This window comes from Nocardiopsis sp. B62 (genome assembly GCF_018070675.1).
Lineage (GTDB): Bacteria > Actinomycetota > Actinomycetes > Streptosporangiales > Streptosporangiaceae > Nocardiopsis > Nocardiopsis prasina.
In genome coordinates, this window is the sequence record NZ_JAGPXK010000038.1 from 20,162 (window position 1) to 43,186 (window position 23,025).

Sequence of the window (23,025 nt, forward strand, 5' to 3'; positions counted from 1 at the left end):
CCCCTCATCCTCATAGCGGTGACGGTGCGGTCCTTGCCAGAGGCGCCACTCCGAGCCTACTTTGGTGAGTAAGTACTTACTACCGGAGGAACCCATGCCCCCCACTCCAACCGGAACGCGTCCCCGCGTCGTCGACGCCCTCATCGCCGGGGTCGTGCTCGCGATCGAACTCCTCGACGCCTACGGCTCCCTGGACGGCGAACCGCTGAACCCCGTCGACGGCTGGAACACGGCACAGCACACCGAACCGTGGGCCTTCGCCTTCGTGGTGGTGGGCTGCGCCGCGCTCTTCTGGCGCCGGACGCATCCGGTCGCCACCCTCACGGTCACGGCCACCGCCTACACCGCCTTCGTCCTCAGCGACTTCGAACTCGGGATGTTCCTGGCCCCGATGGTCGCCCTCCACACCGTCGCCGCAGTGGGCTCCGGGCGCCTGCCCGCCCTGCTCGCCGGGCTGGCGTGCACGTCCGCGTCCGCGTGGTGGCTGTACACTCGTGCCTCGGACATCACCGACCCCGGAGCCGGTGTGCTCGCGTGGGTCGCCTTCGGATCCGTCATCCTCGTCTTCTTCGTCGGGTCCTACGTCACGGGGGAGCTGGTGCGTTGCCACCGCCTGCTGTCCTCGTACGGCGACGCGGGAACGGCACCGGAGAAGACACGCTGGGAGACGGATGGACGAGCTGCCCGGGAAGCGGCGCCGCGCGACCGCTGAGGAGACGCGTGAGCGCATCCTGGACAGCGCGGCCGAGGTTCTGCGCCGTTCCGGGCTGGCGCAGGCCAGGACCAAGGAGATCGCGCGGGTCGCCGGCTACTCCGAGGCGACCCTGTACAAGCACTTCGACGACAAGACCGACCTGCTGTTGGCGGTCATGCGCCACCGGTTTCCCCCCTTCGTCGACGTGCTCGCGGAACTGCCGACCCGGGTGGGACACGGTCAGGTGCGCGAGACCCTCACCGAGGTGACGGCAAAAGCGGTCCGGTTCTTCGAGCACGGCTCCCCGCTCCTGGGTTCCCTGTTCGCGGATCCGGAACTCCTCCGGCGCCACCGCGAGAACATGCTCCAGCGCGGCGCCGGTCCGTTCAACGTCAACCGGGCCCTGGCCGACTACCTCAGGGCCGAACGCGACCTCGGGCGGATCCGGCCGGACACCGACCCCGAAGCGGTGTCGTCCCTCCTCGTCGGAGCCTGTTTCCAACGGGGCTTCTTCGAGGCCTTCTCCGGTGGCTTGGAGGGCTTCCCCCCGGTCGAGCGGTTCACGGCCGACCTGGTGGCGGCGGCGCTGCCCCACGGACCCGGCGAACCGTCCTAGGCCGACCGTTCCGGAGGAGGCCCGGATCCACTCCGAGGGAATTCCGGGCGGCGTTCCTTTCTGCGTGCACCGGTTGCGGGATCCGGGTTCCGCCAACGCATTTCCCTGAACAACGCACAGGGTTCACCCGGGCCGCCGGATTCGGTTGAGTCCGTCGTGGATCGCCCGTGGAGTCCGCAGACCCCTGACCGGCGGGGTGTATTCACACCGGCGATGTGGCTCGTGTCCGGCGCCGAACTCCGCGTTCGCGCGGAGCGCCGGGCCGTCCACGGCAATTCCCCCCGATCGCACGAATCCTGGTGGCGGTCCCGGATATCGGGGTCGTGTTGTTCTGCTCTTTCCGGCAGTGAAGCATGGAGATCGGACTACGGGTGCGTTCCCGCGGTGTCGGAGCGTTGGGTGGGAGGCCGCGTCGGTGTCATCGCCCCCGCTAACGCGTGCCGGGTCTTCACGCGGCGCCCCCCGATACGGCGGTTCTTCGCTCGGCTGGCGCCAAGAGCCTGGAGTGGGACGCCCCCCTGCTGATCGACGCTCCGGGCAACGTCATCGGCCCGGGGCTGGAACGGGCTCTATGCCGCGCTCACCCGATGCACCCGGGAGCTGAACCAGATCCTGGTGAAATGGGCCTTCGCGAAATGGGGCGAGGTTCGCATTTCACTCTGATCGCGTCTGCGGATTCGAGATAAAACCCGCGAACTCCTGTTCGACTCGCTAGCGTGGGTCATGACAAGAAAGACCCGACCCGGTGCGTCAACACCAGGTCGGGTCGTGGCCGACGCCTGCACAAACAGGTTGGTCGACTGAGCCACCCCACCCCTCTAACAAGGAAGGCGACTCATCATGGAGTCTAACGCCTCGCCCCCCTCCGGCACCTCCGAATCCCACAACCTGGTCGGGTTCGTTCCGCCGCGCAAACGCCCCCAAGGCGCCCTCAAGGGGATCGGCTTCATTCTCGCCATCTGGGTCCAGCAGGTCTTCCGCAGGGGAGTGCTGCCCACGCTGCGCTCGTTACCCGCCCTGGTGGCCATCGCTGACGTGGTGGACGCCGACGGGCGGTGGTGCTACTTCCTGCTGGAGAACCTGGCCAAACGCTCCGGCGGCACCCTCAGCGTCAGCAGTCTCAAGCGAGCCATCGACGACCTGGTCGAGGCCGGTGTGGTCCGCAAGCTGGACCGCTCGGAGACCGTCGAGTTCTTCGCCGGGGACATCGCCCGGGGCCGCTCCTCCCATCACCTGCCGTGTGTCCTGGAGCTCCTGGTTCCCGCCGAGGATTATCCCGATCCGGTGCTGGAGGAGATCAACGCCTGCCGGGCCCGGTTGGGGGAGGAGCCCCTCACCCCGAAGACCCGGCCGTCGTTGAGGGGCTGCCGTACCCCAGCTCAGGTTGAGCCCACCCCCAGTTCAGATCGACCCACAGACCGTTCCCCTGGGAACGGTTCTGATGAGGGGGTGGGCGATTCCGTCCGTGGCACCTCAGGCACAGGTGAACAAAAGGGACAAAGGCCCAGGGGTGGATGGTTCGAGATGATCGACCATATTCCCGCTGCGCTGCTCACCGACCCGGTGACGGATCGGAACCGGTTGGCGCGGTCGGTGGAGAGACTCCTGCGCCAGGGGCTGGGTGTGGCCGACATCAGGGTTTTGCTCTCGGGGGCGGAACGCTTACGGCGTCCCTTCCCCGCGCTGATGCGGCGGTTGTGCGACATGCAAGCCGCACGCGCGTTCCTGGACGGTGCGCTGGGCCGAGGGATCACCGGGGTGGAGGCCTCCCCACCCGCGTGGCCGGTGGTGGACGACGCCGACCCGTTCGCCCGTCCGGAACGGTTCCTGGTCGACGGCAAGGGAAGAGCCGCTGGTACCTGCCCCCACCATCCGACCGTGCGCAACACCCCCGGCGGTACCTGCGTGATCTGCGGACGGCTCTGCCGCTCGGTGCCGGACGAACTCGTGCACGAGCCTAAGCCGAAGCCCGCCGTCGATCCGGCCGTACCCTCCCCGGCGGTGCAGCAGGCCGCCCTGGACCCGAAGCTGTGGGAGCGGATGACCGCCTCACTCGGTGAAGGCGACCTTTCCCGGGTTCCGTCGCTGGATGACGGCCACCGAAAGGGCTTCGGATCCGGAATCTCTCCCAGGAGCAGGACCGTTATCGACAACGCACGCGATCGGCTGCGAGGTCAGAGCACTTCGGAGAGGTCGTCGCTTCGGCAGTCGAGCGGGCGGAGACTCGTCAGGGCGTGACAGGGGATGGCCGCTGGCGTGCTGCTTCAAATTGGAGATGCGGCGATAACGCCCCGCGTTTGCGCAGTTCCTTTTCTGTGACCACCGCAGAGATGGGTCGAAGCTGGGTTCAAGCGGGGCGCGGGCTGTCCGAGCGCTATTGTTCTCGCATGAGTAGTGAAGTAGCCACGTTCTCCGGAGTCTTCGCGGCTCTATCCGTGCTGGCAGCGGTCGTCTCTCTTTGTCTTTCCATGCGGGCTCACGCCCTGGCCGTCAGAGCCGAGAAACGGGCCACGGCAGTCGCGCGTACCTGTCATGTGGATCTCCAGCTCACCCCTGGTTACGAAGGAGACTGCTCCTCCAACGCCCGCGGTACCAGGCGGGGCCGAATCACCAACCACGGTGACGAAGTCGCGCACAAGGTCACCATCGACAGGCGTGCCACCGATCTTGCTGTGGGCAACTTCGAGATCAAGGACCTGAACAAGGGCGACTGGCTGGAGTTCGAATTTAATCCTCCGTCCGTGAAACTTCCAGAGAGAAAGGGCTCAAGGGACTCTGCGGACGATTCACAGGACTATGTGGACCCTGGCGTCTCCCACACGTTCCTTCTCACCTTCCAGCGTAACGAAGACCTCGGGGGTGGAACCCGCGAACGAACCTTCCGGTACGAGGACGTCTTTGGGGACCAGGGGAAGCCGCACGGGGGTGACGGAACGTAGGTGGCCCTTGCCGCCGTGCTGCTCCAGGCCCCTCCTCGGACGGACGCCAGGAGTAGTCTGACCTGCGGCGTAGATGGGACGCGTCGAGTGGGGGAGGGGAGACGTGATGGCTGAGACCACGGTGGACGAGGTGATGGCCGAGCTGGCCGGGCTGGAGGACGCCCGGATCCGTGAGGTGAACGCGCGGCACGGCGACGACCACGGGGTGAACCTGGGCAAGCTGCGCGCCGTGGCCAAACGGCTGGGGAAGCAGCAGGACCTCGCGGTGGAGCTCTGGCGGACCGGGGACGGCGCGGCGCGGCTGCTGGCGATCCTCATCAGCCGACCGAAGCTGTTCGGCCACGACCAGCTGGACACGATGCTCCGCGAGGCGCGAGTCCCCAAGGTGCACGACTGGCTGGTGAACTACCTGGTCAAGAAGGGACCGCACGCCGAGGCGCTGCGCCTGGCCTGGTTCGACGATCCGGATCCGGTGGTCGCGAGCGCGGGGTGGGCCCTGACCACCGAACGGGTGGGGAAGCGGCCCGAGGGCCTGGATCTGTCGGGGTTGCTGGACACCATCGAGGGGGAGATGGCCTCCGCCCCGGACCGGTTGCAGTGGGAGATGAACAACTGTCTGGCGCGGATCGGCATCGACCACGCCGAGTACCGGGAGCGGGCCGTGGGGATCGGTGAGCGCCTGGAGGTGCTCAAGGACTATCCGACCCCGCCGGGCTGTCTGACCCCGTTCGCGCCGGTGTGGATCAACGAGATGGTGCGTCGCCAGAAATCTACGACGTAAAGGTGCGCCGACGTCGTGCATTTCGACAAGCACGACGCTCTGGCTCCCAGAACAGAACCCTCGTGCCGAAAGAAGTGACCAAGGGCCCACCGATCGGTCCGGGGTTCTGTTCGAAGGGGTTGTTCTCGCAGGTGGTCGCGGTTCGCGCGGCCCGAGGCGTTGTGCACGGCCCGGACCTCGTGTGTTGTTCCCCAGAGTCCCGGTCGGCGTCGACACGGCCCGGCCCTTCCCGTGCGCGTCTCGGTTGTGGCCGTCCCGGGCGTCCGTCCGCGCCCTGAAGTGCCGATACGGCATTTCGCGCGGAACATGTAGGGAGGAACTCTGCCTCAGGCGGCTCGGGGAGGGGCCTCGGTTCCGCTCGGGCCGGGGATTCGAGGCTTCGCAGTGAAACTAAAATCCTCCTATGGTGACCCTTTCCCCCGAAACCCCCGGAAACGAGACGCTCAGGCGACGTTTCCGTGTGCACGACGAGCGTCAGCTCTCCGCGCGCACCACCTTGCTGGAAGCGGACGACACCGAGACCGGCGACCCTGTCCGTGTGGAGCTGTTCGATGTCGGCGGCGCGGACGGAGCGGACCTGACCAGGAAGTTCCGGGAGCGCCTGCGGGCCTTCGAGGAACTCGGCCACCCGGTCCTCTCATCGGTCCTGTCCGGGGGGATGCGTGAGGGCACCGCGTACGCGGTCACCGAGCCCCACCACGGCGCCTGGGTGGACGACCTGATCGGTGAGCGCTTCCAGGAGAGGGTCTCCCGCCGCGAGGCGCTCGACATCGTCGACGTCCTGCTCGAAGCGCTGGAGGTCCTGCACGCACAGGGCCTGGTCCACGGGCACATCGGACCCCGGACCGTCACCCTGGCCGACGACGGCGGTGTCGGCCTCCTGCTCCTGACCGCCCCGACCGGCCCGGGCCGGGACGGGGCCGACTTCGGCCCCCAGGACGACGTCGCCGCCGTCGCCACCCTGTTGGAGGCCATGGTCACCGGCACCGACGCCGAGGGTTCCCTCGCTGGGCGCGACGCCGTGGGCGGGGCGATCAGCGCCCTGGTGGCCCGGGGGAACGACCCCGACCCCCGGCAACGCCCGGCCGACGCGGCCGAGTACCGCACCCTGCTCGGTCAGACCGTCCGATCCCTGCCCCCGGCCGAGGGCCGACACGTGGCACGTGTGGCCCCCGCCGACCGGGGAACCTCCGAAGGCACCTCGCCGCCTCGCCGCCGCACGCTGCTGTGGGCCGCCCTGGCCCTCGTCGTCGCCCTGGTCGGGGGAGCGGTGCTGTGGGCCCTCACCCAACAGGGCGCCGAGCCCGGCGGCGCGCTCATGCCCGACCTGGTCGGGGTCTCCCCTGCAGAGGCATCCGACCTTCTGGCGGAACTGCCGGTCGCCCTGGAGGTCACCTACAGGGACGTGCGCAGCGACGACGTCGAGGCCGGGCTGGTCACCGCATCCAGCCCGGAGAGCGGTCGCGAGCTGGGGGAGGGGGCCGAAGTCCGGTTGTCGGTGGCCGCGGGACCGCTGACCGTCCTGATGCCCGAGGTGGTCGGTTCCCTGGAACAGGACGCGCGCGAGGCCCTGGAAGAGGAAGGATTCACCGACGTCGAGGTCGTGCAGGAGCCGTCCGAGGGCCTGCCCGCTGGAACGGTCACCGAAAGTGACCCGCAGGAGGGCGAGACCGTTCCCCACGACGCCGCCGTGGTGCTCACCGTCGTGGAGGGCGTCACCGTTCCCGACCTGGTCGGCGGTTCCGAACAGGAGGCCGTCGACACGCTGGCCGAACTCGGCCTGGAGTCCCGGGTCGAGGACGCCGCCGAGTCCGAGCGGCCCTCGGGCGAGGTCGAGAGCCACACCCCCGGCCCGGGGGCCGTGGTCGATGAGGGCGCACTCGTGGTGCTCGTGATCTCCACGGGGCCGGAGGAGGACGAGGAGGAGGACGCCGGGCAGGAGGAGGACACGGGCACCGAGGACGATCGAGAGGAAGGGCAGGCCGCCGCTCCGCCGACCCAGGAGCACTCCGAGGAGCCCCGGCAGGAGGAGCAGGAGCAGGCCGCTCCCTGTACCTCCGGGGGCTGGTCCGAGGGCACCACCTACCCGGAGGGCGCCCGTGTCGTGCACGAGGGCAAGGAGTACGAAGCCGCGTGGTGGAACTCCGAGAGTTCCCCCTCGGAGTCCAACGAGTGGGGTCCCTGGCGCCCGGTCACCTCGTGCTGACGGCTTCTGGCCCGGGCGCCACGGCCCCGACGAACTGAGCCCGTCTCCTGCCGCCGTCCACGACCCTGGGCGGACGGGCGGCGGCTGACCGGCTCGGGGCGCGGGTCCCGCGTGTGCCGAGCACCCCGGCCGCGCTCAGAAGTCCATGGAGGTCTCGGGCGCCATCCCGGAGCGGCGCGTGCCCGCCCGGACCCGGGACAGGTGCAGGTGTCGGCCGAGTCGGATGAGCGGCCGGACCAGAAGTTCCAGGCTGCCAGCGAGGAAGCACCAGGTTCCCGCGGTCATCAGGTCCTGGAAGAGGAACATGATGCTGCCCGCGATGAACCACAGCGCGATCAGGACGTCGTTGAGGATGCTGAACACCTCGTAACGCCGCCGGATGACGAGTTCGCGGTGACCGACCCGCACGGTCAGAGGCTGGTTGGGGTCACGCTCGCGCATTGCGGTTCCTCCGGCTCCGGGGTCCTGGCTCCATCCGCCATCATGCGGTCCCGAACCCGGTGCCGCCGCGTACCCGTGTCCTGCGGCGCGTTGCCCGGGGGCGGTCTCCATGGGCTGAGGGAAAGGAGCCTTGAGCGGGCGGCGGGACCTGAACGGGATGCGGGGGTCGCCCGGCCGAGCGTCACGGGGCTCCGCACAAGGTCGCTCGTCGACAGCGGTCCCGGTCCGACGCGCCGCCGAGCCAGCCCCCGGCCTGGCCGCGACACAGGTCATCGCAAAGCAGACGAAGACTGGAACGCGGCCGGACCTAGAAGCCGAACGACGCTCCTAAGATCTCCTCGTGGACGAGGACCTGAGACGAGCCCGACGATCAACCGGCCTGTTGATGACATCTACCGGGATGACCCCGATCGCTCTGGCCGCAGCCACGGTGGCTGTGGGCTCTCAATGGGCCCTGTGGGTGATGTGGGCAGTGTGGGTGGTCCTGGCCGGCGTGACGGTCTGGGCGGTGGTCACGGTGAACCAGTTCTCTCCGCTTGGGGATTGACCTTCCCTGGGGCTTGTTGCCCCTCCTGCTTCGGCGGGAGGGGGCTTTTCGTGCGTGGCTGCTCCTGGGCCTCGACTGTCAGGTCCGGCCCGATCTGCCGCTTCGCGCGAACTCCTTTTCTGGTTCGGTGCGTCAGCGTGCACTCAGCCGAAGAGGAACCGGGTCGGCGCCCGCGCACCGAGCCGGGTCGTGGCCGCCACCTCGACGCCGGTGTGTCGGACCTGCCTCGCACTCAGGCCGACGTGGGCAGGTCCAGAGAAAGCTGCCCCTGGGGCGCGGAGGGTTCGGACGGCCTCTCGGCGTCCCGGGGTGACCCGGGTCTGTTCAGGCCGTGTCTGGCGGCGACCTCGCGGACGGCCGTGGTGACGATCCGCTGGTAGGAGTCGGAGGCGTAGGAGCCTCGTGCGTAGAGCTCGCGGTAGAGCGGCAGCAGGCGCGGGTGCTCCCGGGTGAGCCATGCCCGGTACCACTCGCGCGCGCCCGGGCGCAGGTGCAGTACGACAGGGGAGACGCGGGTGGCCCCGGCCTCGGCGATGGCGGCGACGGTCTCCTCGATCTGCTCCGCTGAGTCGGTCAGCCCGGGCAGGATCGGGGCCATGAGCACCGAGCACTCCAGCCCGCGCTCGCTCAGCGCGCGCACCACGCCCAGCCGTGCGCGGGGGCTCGGGGTCCCGGGCTCCACGGTGCGCCAGACACTCGTGTCCACGGAGCCGACCGACACCGCCATGCCGACCCTCGTGACCTGTGCGGCCTGTTCCAGGAGGGGGAGGTCGCGCAGGACCAGGGTGCCCTTGGTGAGGATCGAGAAGGGGTTGGCGGTGTCGCGGAGCGCCGCGATGATCTCCGGCATCAGCCGGTACCGGCCCTCAGCTCGCTGGTAGGGGTCGGTGTTGGTGCCCATCGCGATGTGTTCGCCGCGCCACGAGGGCCGGGCGAGTTCGGCGCGCAACCGTTCGGCGGCGTTGACCTTGACCAGGATGCGGGTGTCGAAGTCGCGGCCGCTGTCGAGGTCGAGGTACTCGTGGGTGCGTCTGGCGAAGCAGTACACGCAGGCGTGCGAACAGCCCCGGTAGGGGTTGATGGTCCACCGGAACATCGGGTCGTCGCCGGGCACGCGGTTGATGATGCTGCGGGCCTGGATCTCGATGGCGACCGCCTCGCCGTCCTGGCCCGCCAGGACCGGCCCCGGCGCGGGGGTGCCCAGACCGGCCCGCCCGGTGCCGCGTTCGGGTGGGGTCGGGGCGGGTTCGAACAGTGACCCCTGCCCGGTGTTCTTGGTTCCCTCTCGGAGGTTCTCCCAGCGCATGCGGTCAATTCGAACATGTTTTCGAATGTCTGTCCAGTGGTGCGGTGGGGTTGTGGATCACGTCCGGTGTGGGCCCGCCACGGCGTGGCCGGTGCGGATAGGGCTCAGGATCCGCCCTGGAGCTGGCTCCGTTCGAGGCGCTCGGGGGTCCAGCGCTCCACCGCGCGGCCTCGGCTGTCCTGGAATTCGGGGACGGTCTCCTCCGGGTCCACCAGGATGATCCGGTGGCCGGTGTCGACCAGCTTGGCGGTCATGGCGGCGGACGTGCGGCGGGCCACCGGCAGCACCTCGTCGACCCGGCTCATGTCGAACACCACCAGGTGGGTCGAGGGCGTGTTCTCGACCAGTTCGTGCACCAGGGCCTCGATACTGCTCAACACCATGTCGCCCTGGAGTACGTAGACCGTGGCCGGTTCGCCGTCGACGACCTCCTTGCGGGTCTCGCGCAGCGACGAGCGGGCGGGTCTGCCGGGCTCCATCAGGTGCAGGCCCAGGTCCTTCGACAGCCTCTCCATCATGGCCACGCCGCGCGCGCTGTTGCCATGCGCGTCCAGACGCGGGGAGAACACCGCGACCCCGACCTGGCCGGGCAGCACGCCGAGGATGCCCCCGGCCACGCCGCTCTTGGCGGGGATTCCTACGCTGGTGAGCCAGTCACCGGCCGCGTCGTACATGCCGCACGAGGCCATCACGCTCAGCAGGTACCGGGTGGTGCGCCTGCCGAACAACCGCTGGCCGGTGTTGGGCTGCACGCCGCCGTTGGCGAGGGTGCAGGCCATGAGCGCGAGGTCACGCACAGTGACGTTGGCCGAGCACTGGCGGACGTACCCCGCCACGGCCGCGGCGGGGTCCTGCTCCAGACCTCCGGAGGCGTGCAGGAGGTAGGCGAGACCGAGGTTGCGGTCCCCGGTCTCCAGCTCGGAGGCGGCCAGCCCCTCGTCGACCTCCACCGGCCGTTGCGCCAGGTCGGAGAAGAGTCTCAGGACGCGGTCCGCGGCGGGGCGGTGGTCCTCGCCGACGAGAGCGTGGGTGACGATCGCCCCCGCGTTGATCATCGGATTACGGGGTCTGCCGGTCTCCGGGTCCAGGGACAGTTCGTTGAAGGCCTCGCCACTGGGCTCCACCCCGACGCGGTCGAGGACGAACTCCAGGCCGTGGTCTTCGATCGCCAGCGCGTAGGCGAAGGGCTTGGACATCGACTGGATGCTGAACTCGTGGTTCGCGTCCCCGCTCGCGTACACGGTCCCGTTCACCGTGCACAGCGCCACCGCCACCCGGTCCGGGTCGGCGGAGGCCAGTTCCGGGATGTAGTCCGCCCGGGCGCCCGAGACCACGTGCTCGGTGTCTTCGATGATGGCGTCGAGGTAGTCGAGGATCGGTGAGCGCAACAAGGGTTCCTCCGTCTTCTCCGGCCGGTGTCGCGATGTGAGTCGCCTCACGGTCCTGCCCAGGTCACCGCCTCCACAATCCTCCCGGGCTCGACCTCAGAGGGAAATGTGAACCGCGTTTTCAGAATTCCGTTCAACGCCTGTTAACAGTAGTCGACTCCTGTTTTGTTGATGAAATATTTCAGCATTCCGCATTTCTTTTGTGGGCTATTCTCCAATGGATCCGGAATTCCCTGCCGTCCGATCCGGAGCGTTTCCGCTGCCGCGCCCGGCTGTGCGAGCACGCACCACACGCGAAAGAGAAGCCCCATGCCCACCACCGCACGCTCCCACCCCCTCCGGCGCCGCCACGCCCTCACCACGGTCGCCGCAGCCTCGGCGCTGGCCCTCGCCCTGACCAGCTGCGCAACCGAGGGGGACGAGGGTTCCACCGAAACCGAACGGGAGGCCTACCGGATCGGCGTCGTGGGTGAGAACGAGACCCACCGGCTGTTGGCGCAGCTCGCCGAGGAGGAACTCGGCCACGAGGTCGAACTGGTCAACTTCACCGACTACAACCAGCCGAACCCGGCGCTGTCCAGCGGTGACCTGGACGCCAACTGGTTCCAGCACATCGCCTACCTGGCCGACTACAACGTCGCCTCCGGGGACGACCTGACCCCGGTCGGACCCACCGAGATCGTCCCGCTCTCCCTGTACTCGGAGGAGTACGACTCGGTCGAGGACTTCCAGGAGGGCGACGAGATCGCCGTTCCCAACGACGCCGTGAACCAGGGCCGCGCCATCAACGTGCTGGCCTTGGCCGGGCTGGTCGAACTCACCGGGGACTCCCCGCAACCGCAGCCCCGTGACGTCGACGAGGACGCCTCCACCGTCACGGTCACGCCGCTGTCGGCCGAGCAGACGGTCAACGCCCTTCAGTCCGTGCAGGGATCGGTCATCAACAACAGCTTCCTCAACGACGCCGGGATCGACCCGACCTCCGCCCTGTTCGGTGACGACCCCGAGGACCCCGCCGCGTTCCCGTTCGTCAACGCCTTCGTGGTGCGCGACGAGGACCGCGACGACGAGGCCCTGGCCGCGATCGCCGCCCTCTACCACGACGAGCGGGTCCTGGAGATCGCCTCGGAGCTGTCCGAGGGCACCTCCGTCCCCGCCGACGTCGACGTCGAGGAGCTGCGCACGGCCCTGGCCGAGTACGAGGCGGCCATCGGCGACGGAGCCTGAGACGTGGGCACGGAACACCCCGACGGCGCGCGGCCGCGGACGGCACTGATCGAGTTCCAGGGCGTCACACGCACCTTCGGTGAGGGGGAACGGGCCGTGACCGCGGTCGACGACGTGTCCCTGCGCGTCCACCGTGGTGAGGTCCTCGGCGTGATCGGCTTCTCCGGCGCGGGCAAGTCCACGCTGATCCGCCTGGTCAACGGGCTGGAGAAGCCCACCTCGGGCTCCGTCCACGTGCTGGACCAGGAGATCTCCGCCCTTCCCGAACGGCGGCTCACGAAGGTCCGCTCCCGGATCGGGATGATGTTCCAACAGTTCAACCTGTTCGGTTCCCGCGACGTGGCCGGGAACGTGGCCTACCCGCTGCGGATCGCGGGGTGGGACCGGCGTCGGCGCGGGCGAAGGGTCGACGAACTCCTGGAGTTCGTCGGGCTGACGGACAAGGCCGACCAGTACCCCGAACAGCTCTCCGGTGGGCAGAAACAGCGCGTGGGGATCGCCCGGGCGCTGGCCGCCGAGCCGGACATCCTGCTCGCCGACGAGTCCACCTCGGCCCTGGATCCCGCCACCACTGCCGAGGTCCTCGCCCTGCTGCGGCGGGCCAACGAGGAGCTGGGCATCACCATCGTGGCCATCACCCACGAGATGGAGGTCATCCGTGCCATCGCCGACCGGGTGGCCGTGATGGACCGGGGGCGGATCGTGGAGACCGGATCGGTCCACGACCTCTTCTCCGACCCGTACTCCGGGGAGGAGCCTGGGTTCGTCGCGTCCGCGCTGAAGGGGCGGCCCACCCCCGAGGACGTGGCGCGGATCAGGAGGGCGACGTCCGGGCGGCTGGTCACGGTGTCCCTGAAGGACTCCGTGGCGGTCGGCTCCGTGCTGGGCCGCGCCGACCGGCTGGGTGCCAGCTTCGAGATCGTGCACGGCGGGATGAGCACCACCAAGGACTCCTCCTACGGCCTGGTGACCCTGGCGGTCGGCGGACCGGCCGAAGCCGCGGAGAGGCTGATCGCGGAACTGGCCGCAGCCAGCCCGGTACAGGAGGTGGACTGATGATCGGGACCTACCGTGACCTGGACTGGGAGTACTACGGGCCCGCCCTGGTCCGGGCGATGTTCGACACGCTGTACATGGTCGGTTGGGCGTTCCTGATCGGTGGCCTGGCCGGTCTGGTGATCGGGCTCGCTCTCTTCACCACGCGCGAGGGCGGGCTGTTCGCCAACCGGCCGGTCTGGCACCTGACCAACGTCCTGGTGAACCTGGTCCGCCCCGTCCCGTTCGTCATCCTCATCGCCGCGCTGCAACCGGTCACCATCCAGGTGGTCGGCAGCGGTATCGGCAACGACGCGGTCGTCTTCGTCATGATCTGCGCATCCAGCTTCGCGATCGCCCGCATCGTGGAGCAGAACCTGGTCTCGGTCGACCCTGGGGTGATCGAGGCGGCCCGGTCCATGGGTGCCTCCCGCAGCCGAGTCGTCCTCACCGTGCTGCTGCCCGAGGCCCTGGGACCGCTCATCCTCGGCTACACGTTCGTGGTCATCGCGATCACTGACATGTCCGCCCTGGCGGGCATCATCGGCGGGGGAGGGATCGGCAACTTCGCGATCGTCGAGGGCTACAACCGGTTCCGTCCCGAGGTCACCTGGCTCGCCGTGCTCGTGGTCATCGTCTTCGTGCAGGTGTTGCAGGTGGTGGGCAACAGGCTGGCCCGGCGTGTGATGCGCCGCTAGGGTCGGCCCTGGTCACCTCACATCGGCGCGCAGGCCCCGGAACTGTCACCCACGCTGTGGTATGGGCAGCCCGCCTACGCTGGGAAGGGAAGGGCCGTGTGTTTCTTTCGCAGCGGGGCAGGCGGACAAGGAACGCCACTCCGGTCTCGGGTTCACCACGGAGGCCGACCTCGACGACGAGGGCGGCCTGATGGCCCACGGCCCACGCCGTGACCGAGCTGGGGGAACGGGCGGAGCAGACCATCGTCGACCTGGTCAGGACGGCCGTGAGTTGATCCGGGGCGTCGCGCGCTCCCTCATCCTCACCGTGCGCCCAGGGCTCTGAGCAGGTAGGGGAGCAGGCGCTCGGCGATGTCCGCGCCCGGGGTGGCGGCGTGTCCGCCGCCCGCCTCCGGGGGCACGAGGAACGTGTGGCTGACCATTGGGCCGATGACCAGCTCCGCGACCACCAGGGGGTCCTCCACCTCGGGGATCTCCCGACGCTCGACCGCCCGGTCGAGCAGGGCGAGCACCCGGCCCTGGAGGGGGATCACGAAGGCGTCGAAGAGCACGTCGGCCAGGGCCCGGTTGTGGGCGGCCTCGCCCAGCACCGCGCGCAACAGACGGCCGGAGGGGCCCTCCAACGCGGCGGCCTTGTCCCGGAGCAGCACGCCGAGGTCGGCGGCGAGGCTTCCGTGGTCGTGGTCGGGGCCCAGGTTCTCCGCCCAGGCCCGGGCGGCACCCACCACCAGGTCCTCCTTGGAGCGCCAACGGCGGTAGAGGGTGGCGGTGGAGACCCCCGCCCGACGTGCGACGGCGGCGGTGGTCAGACCGCTGTAGCCGTGCAGCTGGAGTTCGGTGAGGGTGGCGTCCATCAGCGCGCGATCCCGGCTGGCGTCGCGGGGTCGGCCCCTTGGGGCGGAACCAGCGGACGCCTCCGGCAGATGGTCCGTCGTCATACTCGAATCGTATGCGAGACGGCATTTGGAAACGAAACGTTTTCGTTTATTCTTGGGCCATGGCTCACACGAACGCCTCCGAACCGCTCACCCTCATCACCGAGATCCCCCAGATCGTGTCCCGGCTGCGTGCCACCTTCGACAGCGGGCGTACCAAACCGCTCTCCTGGCGCCGCGCCCAGCTGCGCGCGCTGCGCCGTCTGCTCACCGAGGAACGCGCCACCCTGGAGAAGGCCCTCCGCTCCGACCTGGGCAAGCCCTCGGTGGAGGCGCACACCACCGAGATCGGGTTCGTGGTCAACGAGATCGACCACACCCTGAGACACCTGGCCTCCTGGCTGCGCCCCCAGCGGGTGTCCGTCCCGATGGCCCTGGCCCCCGCCAGGGCCCGCCGCGTCCGCGAGCCCCTGGGCGCGGTGCTGATCATCAGCCCGTGGAACTACCCCGTCAACCTGGCCCTGTCCCCGCTGGTCGGGGCGATCGCCGCTGGCAACGCGGCCGTGGTCAAGCCCTCCGAGCTCTCCCCGGCCACCTCGGCTGCGCTGGCCGACCTGATCCCGCGCTACCTGGACAGCCAGGCCGTCGCCGTGGTCGAGGGCGGTGTCGCCGAGAGCACCGCCCTCCTGGAGCAGCGCTTCGACCACATCTTCTACACCGGGAACTCGGCGGTGGCCCGGATCGTCATGGCGGCGGCGGTCAGGCACCTGACCCCCCTCACCCTGGAACTGGGCGGCAAGAGCCCTGCGGTGGTCGAGCCCGGCGTGGACCTGGCCACCACGGCCCGCCGTCTGGCCTGGGGCAAGTTCACCAACGCGGGGCAGACCTGTGTGGCCCCGGACTACGTGCTGGCCATCGGTGACACGGCGGACACGCTCCAGCGGGAGCTGGCCGCCGCCATCACCCAGATGTTCGGTTCCGACCCCGCCCAGAGCGCGGACTACGGGCGCATCGTCAACGAACGCCACTTCGACCGGCTCAGCGCCCTGCTGGAGAGCGGCAAGGTCGTCGCGGGCGGGCGCACCAACCGTGGGGACCTCTACATCGCGCCCACGGTCCTGGCCGACGTGGATCCGGACTCGCCCGTGATGGCCGAGGAGATCTTCGGGCCGATCCTGCCGGTGGTGCGGGTGCCCGATCTGGACGCGGCGATCCGGTTCGTCAACGAACGCGACAAGCCGCTGGCGCTGTACGGGTTCACCGAATCCGAGACCACCAAGCGCCGCCTGACCACCGAGACCTCCTCGGGCGGCCTGGGCTTCGGCCTGCCGATCGCGCACCTGGCCGTTCCGGAACTGCCCTTCGGGGGAGTGGGGGAGAGCGGTATGGGCGCCTACCACTCGGCGGCATCCATCGACACCTTCTCGCACACCAAGGCGGTGCTCGACAAGTCGCTGCTGATGGACACCATGCGCGTGGCCTACGCGCCGATCAGCCAGGTCAAGGAGCGCATCCTGCGTCGGATGCTCTGAGCGGACTACCCGGACCGGGCGTCGGTGTGCGCGGTGCCCGGTTCGAGGTCGTCCCCGAACAGCTCGCTGACGGTCACGAAGTGGTAGCCCCCTTCGGTGAGGTCGTCCAAGAGGGCGGGGATCGCCTCCACGGTGGTCTCGTGGATGTCATGGAACAGGATCACGCTGCCGTCGCCCACACCGTCCAGGGCGATCTCGCGCATCCGGTCGCCGTCGCGGTGCTGCCAGTCCAGTGTGTCCACGTCCCACAGCACCATGGGGTGGGGAATCGCCTCACGGGCGGTGTCGTCGAGCGCGCCGTAGGGCGGGCGCATGCTCCGGGGCCGTTCGCCGGTGACCTCGGCGACGGCGCGGTCGGTGCGGGCGAGGTCGTCCCTGATCCGGTCGTGGGAGAGCGTGGTGAGGTCGTCGTGCTTCCAGGTGTGGTTGCCGATCGCGTGGCCCTCCTCGGCCATGCGCCGCACCTCCTCGCTGTGGTCGCCCACCTTGGACCCGAGTAGGTAGAAGGTGGCCCTGGCGTCGTGTTCCGCCAGGGTGTCCAGGAGCGCTTCGGTGTACTTCCCGGGGCCGTCGTCGAAGGTCAGCGCCACGCACGCGACCTCGTCGCAGTCCGGGGCCTCTTCGGAGGGCGCGGCCGTCACCGGGCGCGCGGCTCCGAGCAGGAGGCCGGAGGTGATCAGCATCGCCCCGGCCGCGCCAACGGTGGCCCCGCGCGTCAAAGAGGTAACTTTCACGCGTCGAAATTTAGACGAATCAGACACCAGGTGCAATATGCGGCGCGTCTCAGAGTGTGCGTGACCAGGGAGACGCCGTCCTGGGAACGTCGAGGGCCCCGGTCGCCATGCGGCGACCGGGGCCCGTTCGGAACCGGTGGTTCAGTCGACCCGTGCGTCCGTGTGCGTCTCTCCCGGCTTCAGGCCGTCCTCGCCGAAGATCTCGCTGACGGTCACGAAGTGGAACCCCTCGGAGTGCATGCCCTCCAGCACGTCCGGGATGGCGTCGACGCTGGACTTGTGGATGTCGTGGAACAGGATCACGCTGCCCGGCTTGCCCTCGTCCAGCGCGTGCTTGGCGACGGCGGCGGTGTCCCGGTTCTGCCAGTCCATGGTGTCCACGTCCCACAGGATGATCGGGTGTTCGGTGGCGTCGCTCACGGTGCTGTTCATCGCACCGTAGGGCGGGCGCAGGGTGGGCGGCGCCACCCCGGTCACCTCCTGGATCGCCTTGTCGGTGCGCTCCAGGTCCTTGGCCACCCCGTCGGCTGACAGAGTGGTGAGGTCGTCGTGCTTCCAGGTGTGGTTGCCCATCTCGTGGCCCTCGGCGTGCGTGCGCTCCACGATCTCGGGGAACTCGCCCACGAGGGAGCCCATCACGTAGAAGGTGGCCCTGGCGTCGTACTCGCCCAGGTGGTCCAACAGTTCCTCGGTGTGCTCGCCCGGGCCGTCGTCGAAGGTCAGCGCCACGCACTTGAGGCGCTCGCAGTCCAGACTGCTGCCCTCGGCGGTCAGCGTGCCGTCCAACGGGAAGTCCTCCGGGTCGGAGTTGGCCCCCACGGCGGCGCTGCGCGCGTGGTAGCCCATTTCCGAGAGGAGCTCCTCGGTCTCCTCCGGCTCCACCGGCAGCAGGACCTCGCTGACCCGGCCCGCGCTCGGGACGTCGGACGGGTCCAGCCGCACGGCCAGCCCACCCGCCGTGCTGAAGGCCAGGTCGGCCAGCGGTGAGGCCGCCCAGCGTTCGGCGGCCTCCCAGGCCTGTTCCGGGTCGGTCAGATCCGCGTCACCGGCCGTGGGAGCCGCACCGTCCGTCCCGGCCGCCTCCCCGTTCTCCTCGGGTTCCGCCTCGGGTGAGGCGGCCGGTTCGGAGGCCACCGCGGAGACGGAGTCCGGGTCTGCCTCCGCCCGCGTGGCGATCTCGCCCAGGAGCCCGGGCATCTGGTCGACGGAGAGCTGGTAACCGTCCTTGAGTACCTGGGCCACGGCCAGGTGCGCCGCCTCGAGGGACCCCTCGTCCCTGAAGAGCGAGGTCCAGGGCAGGACCCGGCCCGTGTCGGCGTCGTACCAGAGTGTCGATGTCTCGGTGCCGGCCCCGCGCACACCCGAGGTGACAACGGTCGTCCTGGCCCCGATCACGTCCTCGGAGGCGGCCAGTAGTTCCACGTCCTGGACCAGCTCGGGGCTGCCGTGGTCGGGCAGCTCCTCCAGGAACGCGGTCTGGCGTTCGGCCATCCCGGTGCGGATCTCCGCCGTCAGCGGATGGGACTCGCCCAGGATGGGATAGCGGTAGCTCACCGTGCTGTGGTCGTCCTGCACCGACACCGTGCGCGTGACCAGCTTCTCCAGGGTGTCCGGAGAGAACTGGATCGCCTCGGCGTAGGGCAGGCTCTGTTCCGCGGAGTGGCAGCCCGGGACCAGTAGCAGCCCCAGAGCAGCACTGACAGTGAGATTTCTTCGCAGTGAGGTGTCAGCCACGTGGGGACTTTATCGAAGCCACACGCCCGCCAGGCGACCTCAGAGCGACGAGACGTGTTCGCAGAGTGACGAATTGCCCCTCTGTGGCCGGAAGGTGAATTTTGCGGACTCGACCCGCGCTCGGGCGTGTCACCACCGTCCTCCCGGTCACCCCCCGGTATCACCGGGCCCCGCCGAACCTCAGTCCCCCGGGGAGCCCTCCGGCTCGGTCTCGGGGGCTGGTGCCGACAGGGCCTCGGCCGCCACGACCGCCACGAGGGCGCGTGTGCGTGCCACGGTGTCGGTGTGCTCGGCGGGACGCCCGGTGTTGGGCAGGTGGACGTGCCCGGCGGCCACACGTGAACCGGCCCGGTCCCGCAGCAGTGTGTTGCGGTAGGCGATCTCATTGGACAAATAGTCGCCGCCACCCCCCTTTCTGGAAGAGGAATCGGCGCTGGGCCCGTTCGGGCGTGTCACGGGGGTGTCGCCACCCTCGGGCACCTCGGTGACCTCGGTGTTGACGACCATCGCGGTCGGGCCGGTCGTCTCGGCGACGATCCGCTCCAGCGGGAGGGTGGTGCGGGTCCACTCCGGGGCGTCGGGCCCGGGCACCGGGGCGCGTCCGGTCCGCGACACCCCGAGGTTGTCGGTGCCGCCGCCGCGCCACGCCCCGTTCCAGACCTCGAGGTCGAACTGGCCGCGGCCACGGCTGAGCGTGATCACCGCGTCGGCCACGCCGTACTGGTCGGCCAGTGCCTCCTCGACGAGCCCCGCGTCGAAGTCGCCCCAGCGCACCGGGAACACGGCGGCGCGCACCACCGCGGTGCGCTCACCCACCGGAAAGGTCCACCCGTGCAGGTCCAGGGCGGCGGCTCCGGAGGGGTTGGAGCAGCCCGGGTCCGTGTCCAGGTGGAAGGGGTCGAATCCGGTGACCACCACGCGGACCCACCGGTCGCCCGGGGGGAAGTCGAGGTCGGTGATGCCCCGGGAGGCGGTCTCGCACAGGTGGAGCAGCCCGGAGCGCTCCGGTTCGGTCAGGGGGAAGGACGGCTCCCAGGCGCGCAGCCGGGAACGCAGGACCAGCCGTGCCCAGTACAGGGGGCGGTCGTCGACGGGGTCGGGGCCGGTGCGGGTGGACTCGGTCCACAGTCGGGAGGCGTGTGAGGCGACCACCTCCCGGGCCTGTCCGAGATCGGTGCTCGCGCGCAGGTCCGCGGCGAACAGGGGGTCGGCGGCGCCGAAGCCGGAGCGGGCCAGGATCTGGCGCGGCTCGGGACGGTCGGCGCGGGCCTCTTCGAGGGTGGTGTCGGGGTGCACGGGCCAGCTGTCTGGGTCGGGGACGGGGTGAGCGGCTCCGCGATTCTAACGGTCCCCCACGACACTCCGTACGGGTCGGTGCCCGCCCAGGTGCGGGCCCCGGGGCCCGTTCCAGGACCCGGTCCGGGCGCGGCGCCACACCCCGCGGTCCGGGCGCCGGGGGTGGACCGCCGGGCCCGGAGTTGGCAAGGTGTGTGATGACCGCCTCCCCTCTCAACGGAGAGAGAACACACATGCACACTGGTGCCCTCCCCGACACCGAGGTCCTCGCCGAACGCGCGCGGACCGCCCTGGAACGGTGCGGCGCGACCCGTCTGCCCGAACCCCTCGGGGCGCCCGGTCAGGCCCGCACGCCGATCACTGGTGGGACGCTCTTCCCGGTCGAGTTCGACACCCCGGCCTCCGCCGAGAGGGCGGTGGCCGAGGTCCACGGTTCCTTCACCTCCGCGTGGCGGGACACCCCCGCCCCGGTGCGCGGGCAGCTCGTCCACCGGCTCGGTGAGCTGCTGCGCGAGCACAAGGCCGACCTCGCCGAGCTGGTCACCATCGAGGCGGGCAAGATCCGCTCCGAGGCCCTGGGCGAGGTCCAGGAGATGATCGACGTCTGCGACTTCGCCGTGGGTCTGTCGCGCCAGCTCTACGGCCGCACCATGCCCTCCGAGCGCCCCGGGCACCGCCTGATGGAGACCTGGCACCCGCTGGGCGTGGTCGGCGTCATCACCGCCTTCAACTTCCCCGTCGCGGTGTGGTCCTGGAACACCTGTGTGGCGCTGGTGTGTGGTGACACCGTGGTCTGGAAGCCCTCCGAGCTCACCCCGCTGACGGCGCTGGGCTGCCACGGCCTGCTCATGCGCGCGGCCGCGGACGTCGGTGCCCCCGCCGACGTCCACCGGGTGGTCCTGGGCGGCGCCGAGGTCGGCGACGTGCTGGTGAACGACGAGCGGGTGGCCCTGGTCTCGGCGACCGGTTCCACCGCCATGGGTCGGACCGTGGCCCCGAAGGTGGCCGCCCGGATGGGCCGGTACCTCCTGGAGCTGGGAGGCAACAACGCCGCCGTCGTGGCGCCCTCGGCCGACCTGGACCTGGTGGTGCGCGGCAGCGTGTTCGCCGCGGCCGGGACCGCCGGACAGCGCTGCACCACGCTGCGCCGCCTGATCGTGCACGAGGACGTGGTCGACCAGGTGGTCGAGCGCGTGGTGGACGGCTACCAGCAGCTGCGCGAGCGGATCGGCGACCCCTACGACGAGGCGACCCTGGTGGGTCCGCTGGTGGGGGAGCGAGGGCACACGGCCATGCGCGAGGCGCTGGAGCAGGCCAGGGCCGACGGCGGCGACGTGTTGGTGGGCGGTGAGCGGCGACTGGAGAAGGACGCCGAAGGCGCCTTCTACGTCGAGCCCGCCGTGGTGCGTATGCCCGGGCAGACCGAGGTCGTGCGCACGGAGACCTTCGCGCCCATCCTCTACGTGCTCACCTACCGCACCCTGGAGGAGGCGGTGGAGCTGCACAACGGGGTACCGCAGGGGCTGTCCTCGGCGATCTTCACCCAGGACCAGGCCGAGGCCGAGCGATTCCTGTCCGCGGCCGGGTCCGACTGCGGCATCGTCAACGTCAACATCGGTACCTCGGGCGCCGAGATCGGTGGTGCCTTCGGCGGGGAGAAGGACACCGGCGGGGGCCGGGAGTCGGGTTCGGACTCCTGGAAGGCGTACATGCGCCGGGCCACCAACACGGTGAACTACGGCGGCGAGCTGCCGTTGGCCCAGGGCGTGCGCTTCCTGTAGTGCCGAGCGGGTGGCGGGGCCCGGGTCGGTGGATCCGGGCCCCACGTGTGTACCGGAGGGCGAGGGACCGCTCCGCGTGAAAGAGTTGTGGACAACACTGTTGTGCACAACCGATTCCTGTTACGGTGAGCGGGACGGCGAGGGGAGGAGTGACATGGCGGGAACCGACGAGGGCGATCCCCTCGCCCTGGACCGACAGCTGTGCTTCTCCCTCTACACGGCCTCCCGGACCCTGACCGGGCTCTACCGGGAGATCCTGGCCGACATGGGGCTCACCTACCCGCAGTACCTGGTCATGCTCGTGCTGTGGGAACGCGGGACCCTGCCGGTCAAGGAGCTCGGAATCGCGCTCAGCCTCGACTCGGGCACACTCTCACCCCTGCTGCGCAGGATGGAGGGCGCCGGTCTGCTCACCCGCAGGCGCGGGCCCGAGGACGAACGGATCGTGCACGTCAGCGTCACCGACGAGGGCAGCCGACTGCGCGAACTGGCCCGGGGAGTCCCCGACCAGGTCCTGCACGCCACCGGCCTTCCGGTCGCCAGGATCGAGGAGCTCCGGGGTCTGCTCGACCACGTCACGCGTTCGGTGACCGGAGCCGCGGGCCGGACGGCCACGCCCGACCCGGACCCGGGCACCTGAAGGACGCACCCGAACCACTCCACGACGACACACGCGGGCCCGGCGCCGCCGGGCCACAGAGAGGGATCGAACATGGCTTACAACGTTCTCTACACCGCCAACGCCAGTGTCACCGGCGAGGGCCGCAAGGGCTCGGGCAAGACCGATGACGGTCGCCTGAGCGTCGACCTCTCCGTGCCCGCGGGCGTGGGCGGCGACGACGGCCCCGGCACCAACCCCGAGCAGCTCTTCGCCATCGGCTACGCCGCCTGCTTCCACGGCGCCCTGAAGAACGTCTCCCGCCAGGCCAAGGCCAAGGTGGACGGCTCCACCGTCGACTCCAAGGTGAGCCTGGGCAAGTCCGAGGACGGCCTGGACATCGCCGTCGAGCTCATCGTCACCATCCCGGGTCTGGAGCAGGCCGAGGCCGAGAAGCTGGTCGAGGCCGCCCACCAGATGTGCCCCTACTCCCGCGCCACCCGCGGCAACATCGAGGTCACCCTGACCACGAAGACCGCCTGAGGTCGGAGGCGGACCCACGGGTCACACGAAGCGGGGGCCGGTCACGTGAGTGAC

General features: G+C 69.9%; 21 protein-coding genes. 14 read left to right on the plus strand and 7 right to left on the minus strand.

The window, feature by feature from the left end; translation table 11 throughout:
• The first annotated feature begins 94 nt into the window (after positions 1-94).
• From KBX21_RS24745 to KBX21_RS24770, 6 genes are all read left to right on the plus strand, one after another.
• Positions 95-712 carry a hypothetical protein gene (locus KBX21_RS24745; protein ID WP_049572550.1) on the plus strand — a complete coding sequence of 206 codons (618 nt, stop codon included), beginning with the start codon at positions 95-97 and terminating at the stop codon, positions 710-712.
• Positions 672-1,310, plus strand: coding sequence for a TetR/AcrR family transcriptional regulator (locus KBX21_RS24750; RefSeq protein ID WP_049572554.1), 639 nt, complete (start codon positions 672-674; stop codon positions 1,308-1,310). Before KBX21_RS24745 ends, KBX21_RS24750 begins: the two co-directional genes overlap by 41 nt.
• A gap of 840 nt (positions 1,311-2,150) precedes the next feature.
• Entirely contained in the window at positions 2,151-3,548 is a 1,398-nt protein-coding gene (locus KBX21_RS24755; protein WP_210844016.1) for a hypothetical protein, read from the plus strand.
• 149 nt (positions 3,549-3,697) lie between these two features.
• Positions 3,698-4,249 (plus strand): hypothetical protein, encoded by a 552-nt coding sequence (locus KBX21_RS24760; protein WP_210844018.1) that lies wholly within the window; start codon positions 3,698-3,700, stop codon positions 4,247-4,249.
• A gap of 106 nt (positions 4,250-4,355) precedes the next feature.
• Positions 4,356-5,030 (plus strand): DNA alkylation repair protein, encoded by a 675-nt coding sequence (locus KBX21_RS24765; protein ID WP_210844020.1) that lies wholly within the window; start codon positions 4,356-4,358, stop codon positions 5,028-5,030.
• 403 nt (positions 5,031-5,433) lie between these two features.
• On the plus strand, positions 5,434-7,236 hold the full coding sequence (locus tag KBX21_RS24770; RefSeq protein WP_210844022.1) for a PASTA domain-containing protein: 1,803 nt from the start codon (positions 5,434-5,436) through the stop codon (positions 7,234-7,236).
• A 135-nt stretch (positions 7,237-7,371) separates the two neighbouring features.
• On the opposite strand, the gene KBX21_RS24775 is transcribed toward KBX21_RS24770, so the two are convergent.
• Complete coding sequence (locus KBX21_RS24775) at positions 7,372-7,677, minus strand: YrhK family protein (protein WP_049572573.1); 306 nt, start codon at positions 7,675-7,677, stop codon at positions 7,372-7,374.
• 340 nt (positions 7,678-8,017) lie between these two features.
• Between KBX21_RS24775 and KBX21_RS24780 the strand changes: the two genes are divergently transcribed.
• Positions 8,018-8,224 (plus strand): hypothetical protein, encoded by a 207-nt coding sequence (locus KBX21_RS24780; protein ID WP_210844024.1) that lies wholly within the window; start codon positions 8,018-8,020, stop codon positions 8,222-8,224.
• A 232-nt stretch (positions 8,225-8,456) separates the two neighbouring features.
• Here the strand turns inward: KBX21_RS24780 and KBX21_RS24785 are convergent, their stop codons facing one another.
• On the minus strand, positions 8,457-9,530 hold the full coding sequence (locus KBX21_RS24785; RefSeq protein ID WP_210844031.1) for an Rv2578c family radical SAM protein: 1,074 nt from the start codon (positions 9,528-9,530) through the stop codon (positions 8,457-8,459).
• Between the two features lie 104 nt (positions 9,531-9,634).
• A complete protein-coding gene (locus tag KBX21_RS24790; RefSeq protein ID WP_210844034.1) occupies positions 9,635-10,918 on the minus strand; it encodes a glutaminase in 1,284 nt (427 codons plus the stop codon).
• Positions 10,919-11,227: 309 nt separating this feature from the next.
• Here KBX21_RS24790 and KBX21_RS24795 point away from each other — a divergent pair, with 309 nt between their 5' ends.
• Genes KBX21_RS24795 through KBX21_RS24805 form a run of 3 tightly spaced genes read left to right on the plus strand, consistent with a single transcriptional unit; the run spans position 11,228 to position 13,878 of the window.
• Positions 11,228-12,145 (plus strand): MetQ/NlpA family ABC transporter substrate-binding protein, encoded by a 918-nt coding sequence (locus KBX21_RS24795; RefSeq protein WP_210844036.1) that lies wholly within the window; start codon positions 11,228-11,230, stop codon positions 12,143-12,145.
• A gap of 3 nt (positions 12,146-12,148) precedes the next feature.
• Positions 12,149-13,201 carry a methionine ABC transporter ATP-binding protein gene (locus KBX21_RS24800; RefSeq protein ID WP_307869279.1) on the plus strand — a complete coding sequence of 351 codons (1,053 nt, stop codon included), beginning with the start codon at positions 12,149-12,151 and terminating at the stop codon, positions 13,199-13,201.
• Complete coding sequence (locus tag KBX21_RS24805) at positions 13,201-13,878, plus strand: methionine ABC transporter permease (protein ID WP_247666292.1); 678 nt, start codon at positions 13,201-13,203, stop codon at positions 13,876-13,878. Before KBX21_RS24800 ends, KBX21_RS24805 begins: the two co-directional genes overlap by 1 nt.
• Before the next feature lie 302 nt (positions 13,879-14,180).
• Here KBX21_RS24805 and KBX21_RS24810 read toward each other — a convergent pair whose 3' ends face one another.
• Entirely contained in the window at positions 14,181-14,816 is a 636-nt protein-coding gene (locus tag KBX21_RS24810) for a TetR/AcrR family transcriptional regulator (protein ID WP_210844038.1), read from the minus strand.
• Between the two features lie 59 nt (positions 14,817-14,875).
• On the opposite strand from KBX21_RS24810, the gene KBX21_RS24815 reads away from it, so the two are divergent.
• Positions 14,876-16,285 carry an aldehyde dehydrogenase family protein gene (locus KBX21_RS24815; RefSeq protein WP_049572588.1) on the plus strand — a complete coding sequence of 470 codons (1,410 nt, stop codon included), beginning with the start codon at positions 14,876-14,878 and terminating at the stop codon, positions 16,283-16,285.
• A gap of 5 nt (positions 16,286-16,290) precedes the next feature.
• Here the strand turns inward: KBX21_RS24815 and KBX21_RS24820 are convergent, their stop codons facing one another.
• From KBX21_RS24820 to KBX21_RS24830, 3 genes are all read right to left on the minus strand, one after another.
• Entirely contained in the window at positions 16,291-16,968 is a 678-nt protein-coding gene (locus tag KBX21_RS24820) for a polysaccharide deacetylase family protein (RefSeq protein ID WP_210844052.1), read from the minus strand.
• Between the two features lie 192 nt (positions 16,969-17,160).
• Positions 17,161-18,753 carry a polysaccharide deacetylase family protein gene (locus KBX21_RS24825; RefSeq protein ID WP_049572596.1) on the minus strand — a complete coding sequence of 531 codons (1,593 nt, stop codon included), beginning with the start codon at positions 18,751-18,753 and terminating at the stop codon, positions 17,161-17,163.
• 180 nt (positions 18,754-18,933) lie between these two features.
• Complete coding sequence (locus tag KBX21_RS24830) at positions 18,934-20,049, minus strand: pyroglutamyl peptidase (protein ID WP_210844041.1); 1,116 nt, start codon at positions 20,047-20,049, stop codon at positions 18,934-18,936.
• 233 nt (positions 20,050-20,282) lie between these two features.
• Between KBX21_RS24830 and KBX21_RS24835 the strand changes: the two genes are divergently transcribed.
• From KBX21_RS24835 to KBX21_RS24845, 3 genes are all read left to right on the plus strand, one after another.
• The gene (locus tag KBX21_RS24835; RefSeq protein WP_210844043.1) at positions 20,283-21,830 is read left to right on the plus strand and encodes an aldehyde dehydrogenase family protein; all 1,548 of its coding nucleotides are present in this window, start codon (positions 20,283-20,285) and stop codon (positions 21,828-21,830) included.
• A gap of 154 nt (positions 21,831-21,984) precedes the next feature.
• On the plus strand, positions 21,985-22,470 hold the full coding sequence (locus KBX21_RS24840; protein ID WP_049572605.1) for a MarR family winged helix-turn-helix transcriptional regulator: 486 nt from the start codon (positions 21,985-21,987) through the stop codon (positions 22,468-22,470).
• 72 nt (positions 22,471-22,542) lie between these two features.
• Complete coding sequence (locus KBX21_RS24845; RefSeq protein ID WP_049572607.1) at positions 22,543-22,971, plus strand: organic hydroperoxide resistance protein; 429 nt, start codon at positions 22,543-22,545, stop codon at positions 22,969-22,971.
• Positions 22,972-23,025 lie beyond the last annotated feature (54 nt).

Coding starts and splice junctions, on each gene's coding strand:
- KBX21_RS24745 (WP_049572550.1), top strand. CDS start 95: ATGCCCCCCACTCCAACCGGAACGCGTCCCCGCGTCGTCGACGCCCTC.
- KBX21_RS24810 (WP_210844038.1), bottom strand. CDS start 14,816: ATGACGACGGACCATCTGCCGGAGGCGTCCGCTGGTTCCGCCCCAAGG.
- KBX21_RS24835 (WP_210844043.1), top strand. CDS start 20,283: ATGCACACTGGTGCCCTCCCCGACACCGAGGTCCTCGCCGAACGCGCG.
- KBX21_RS24775 (WP_049572573.1), bottom strand. CDS start 7,677: ATGCGCGAGCGTGACCCCAACCAGCCTCTGACCGTGCGGGTCGGTCAC.
- KBX21_RS24750 (WP_049572554.1), top strand. CDS start 672: ATGGACGAGCTGCCCGGGAAGCGGCGCCGCGCGACCGCTGAGGAGACG.
- KBX21_RS24820 (WP_210844052.1), bottom strand. CDS start 16,968: ATGCTGATCACCTCCGGCCTCCTGCTCGGAGCCGCGCGCCCGGTGACG.
- KBX21_RS24815 (WP_049572588.1), top strand. CDS start 14,876: ATGGCTCACACGAACGCCTCCGAACCGCTCACCCTCATCACCGAGATC.
- KBX21_RS24805 (WP_247666292.1), top strand. CDS start 13,201: ATGATCGGGACCTACCGTGACCTGGACTGGGAGTACTACGGGCCCGCC.
- KBX21_RS24795 (WP_210844036.1), top strand. CDS start 11,228: ATGCCCACCACCGCACGCTCCCACCCCCTCCGGCGCCGCCACGCCCTC.
- KBX21_RS24770 (WP_210844022.1), top strand. CDS start 5,434: ATGGTGACCCTTTCCCCCGAAACCCCCGGAAACGAGACGCTCAGGCGA.
- KBX21_RS24785 (WP_210844031.1), bottom strand. CDS start 9,530: ATGCGCTGGGAGAACCTCCGAGAGGGAACCAAGAACACCGGGCAGGGG.
- KBX21_RS24845 (WP_049572607.1), top strand. CDS start 22,543: ATGGCTTACAACGTTCTCTACACCGCCAACGCCAGTGTCACCGGCGAG.
- KBX21_RS24760 (WP_210844018.1), top strand. CDS start 3,698: ATGAGTAGTGAAGTAGCCACGTTCTCCGGAGTCTTCGCGGCTCTATCC.
- KBX21_RS24840 (WP_049572605.1), top strand. CDS start 21,985: ATGGCGGGAACCGACGAGGGCGATCCCCTCGCCCTGGACCGACAGCTG.
- KBX21_RS24765 (WP_210844020.1), top strand. CDS start 4,356: ATGGCTGAGACCACGGTGGACGAGGTGATGGCCGAGCTGGCCGGGCTG.
- KBX21_RS24755 (WP_210844016.1), top strand. CDS start 2,151: ATGGAGTCTAACGCCTCGCCCCCCTCCGGCACCTCCGAATCCCACAAC.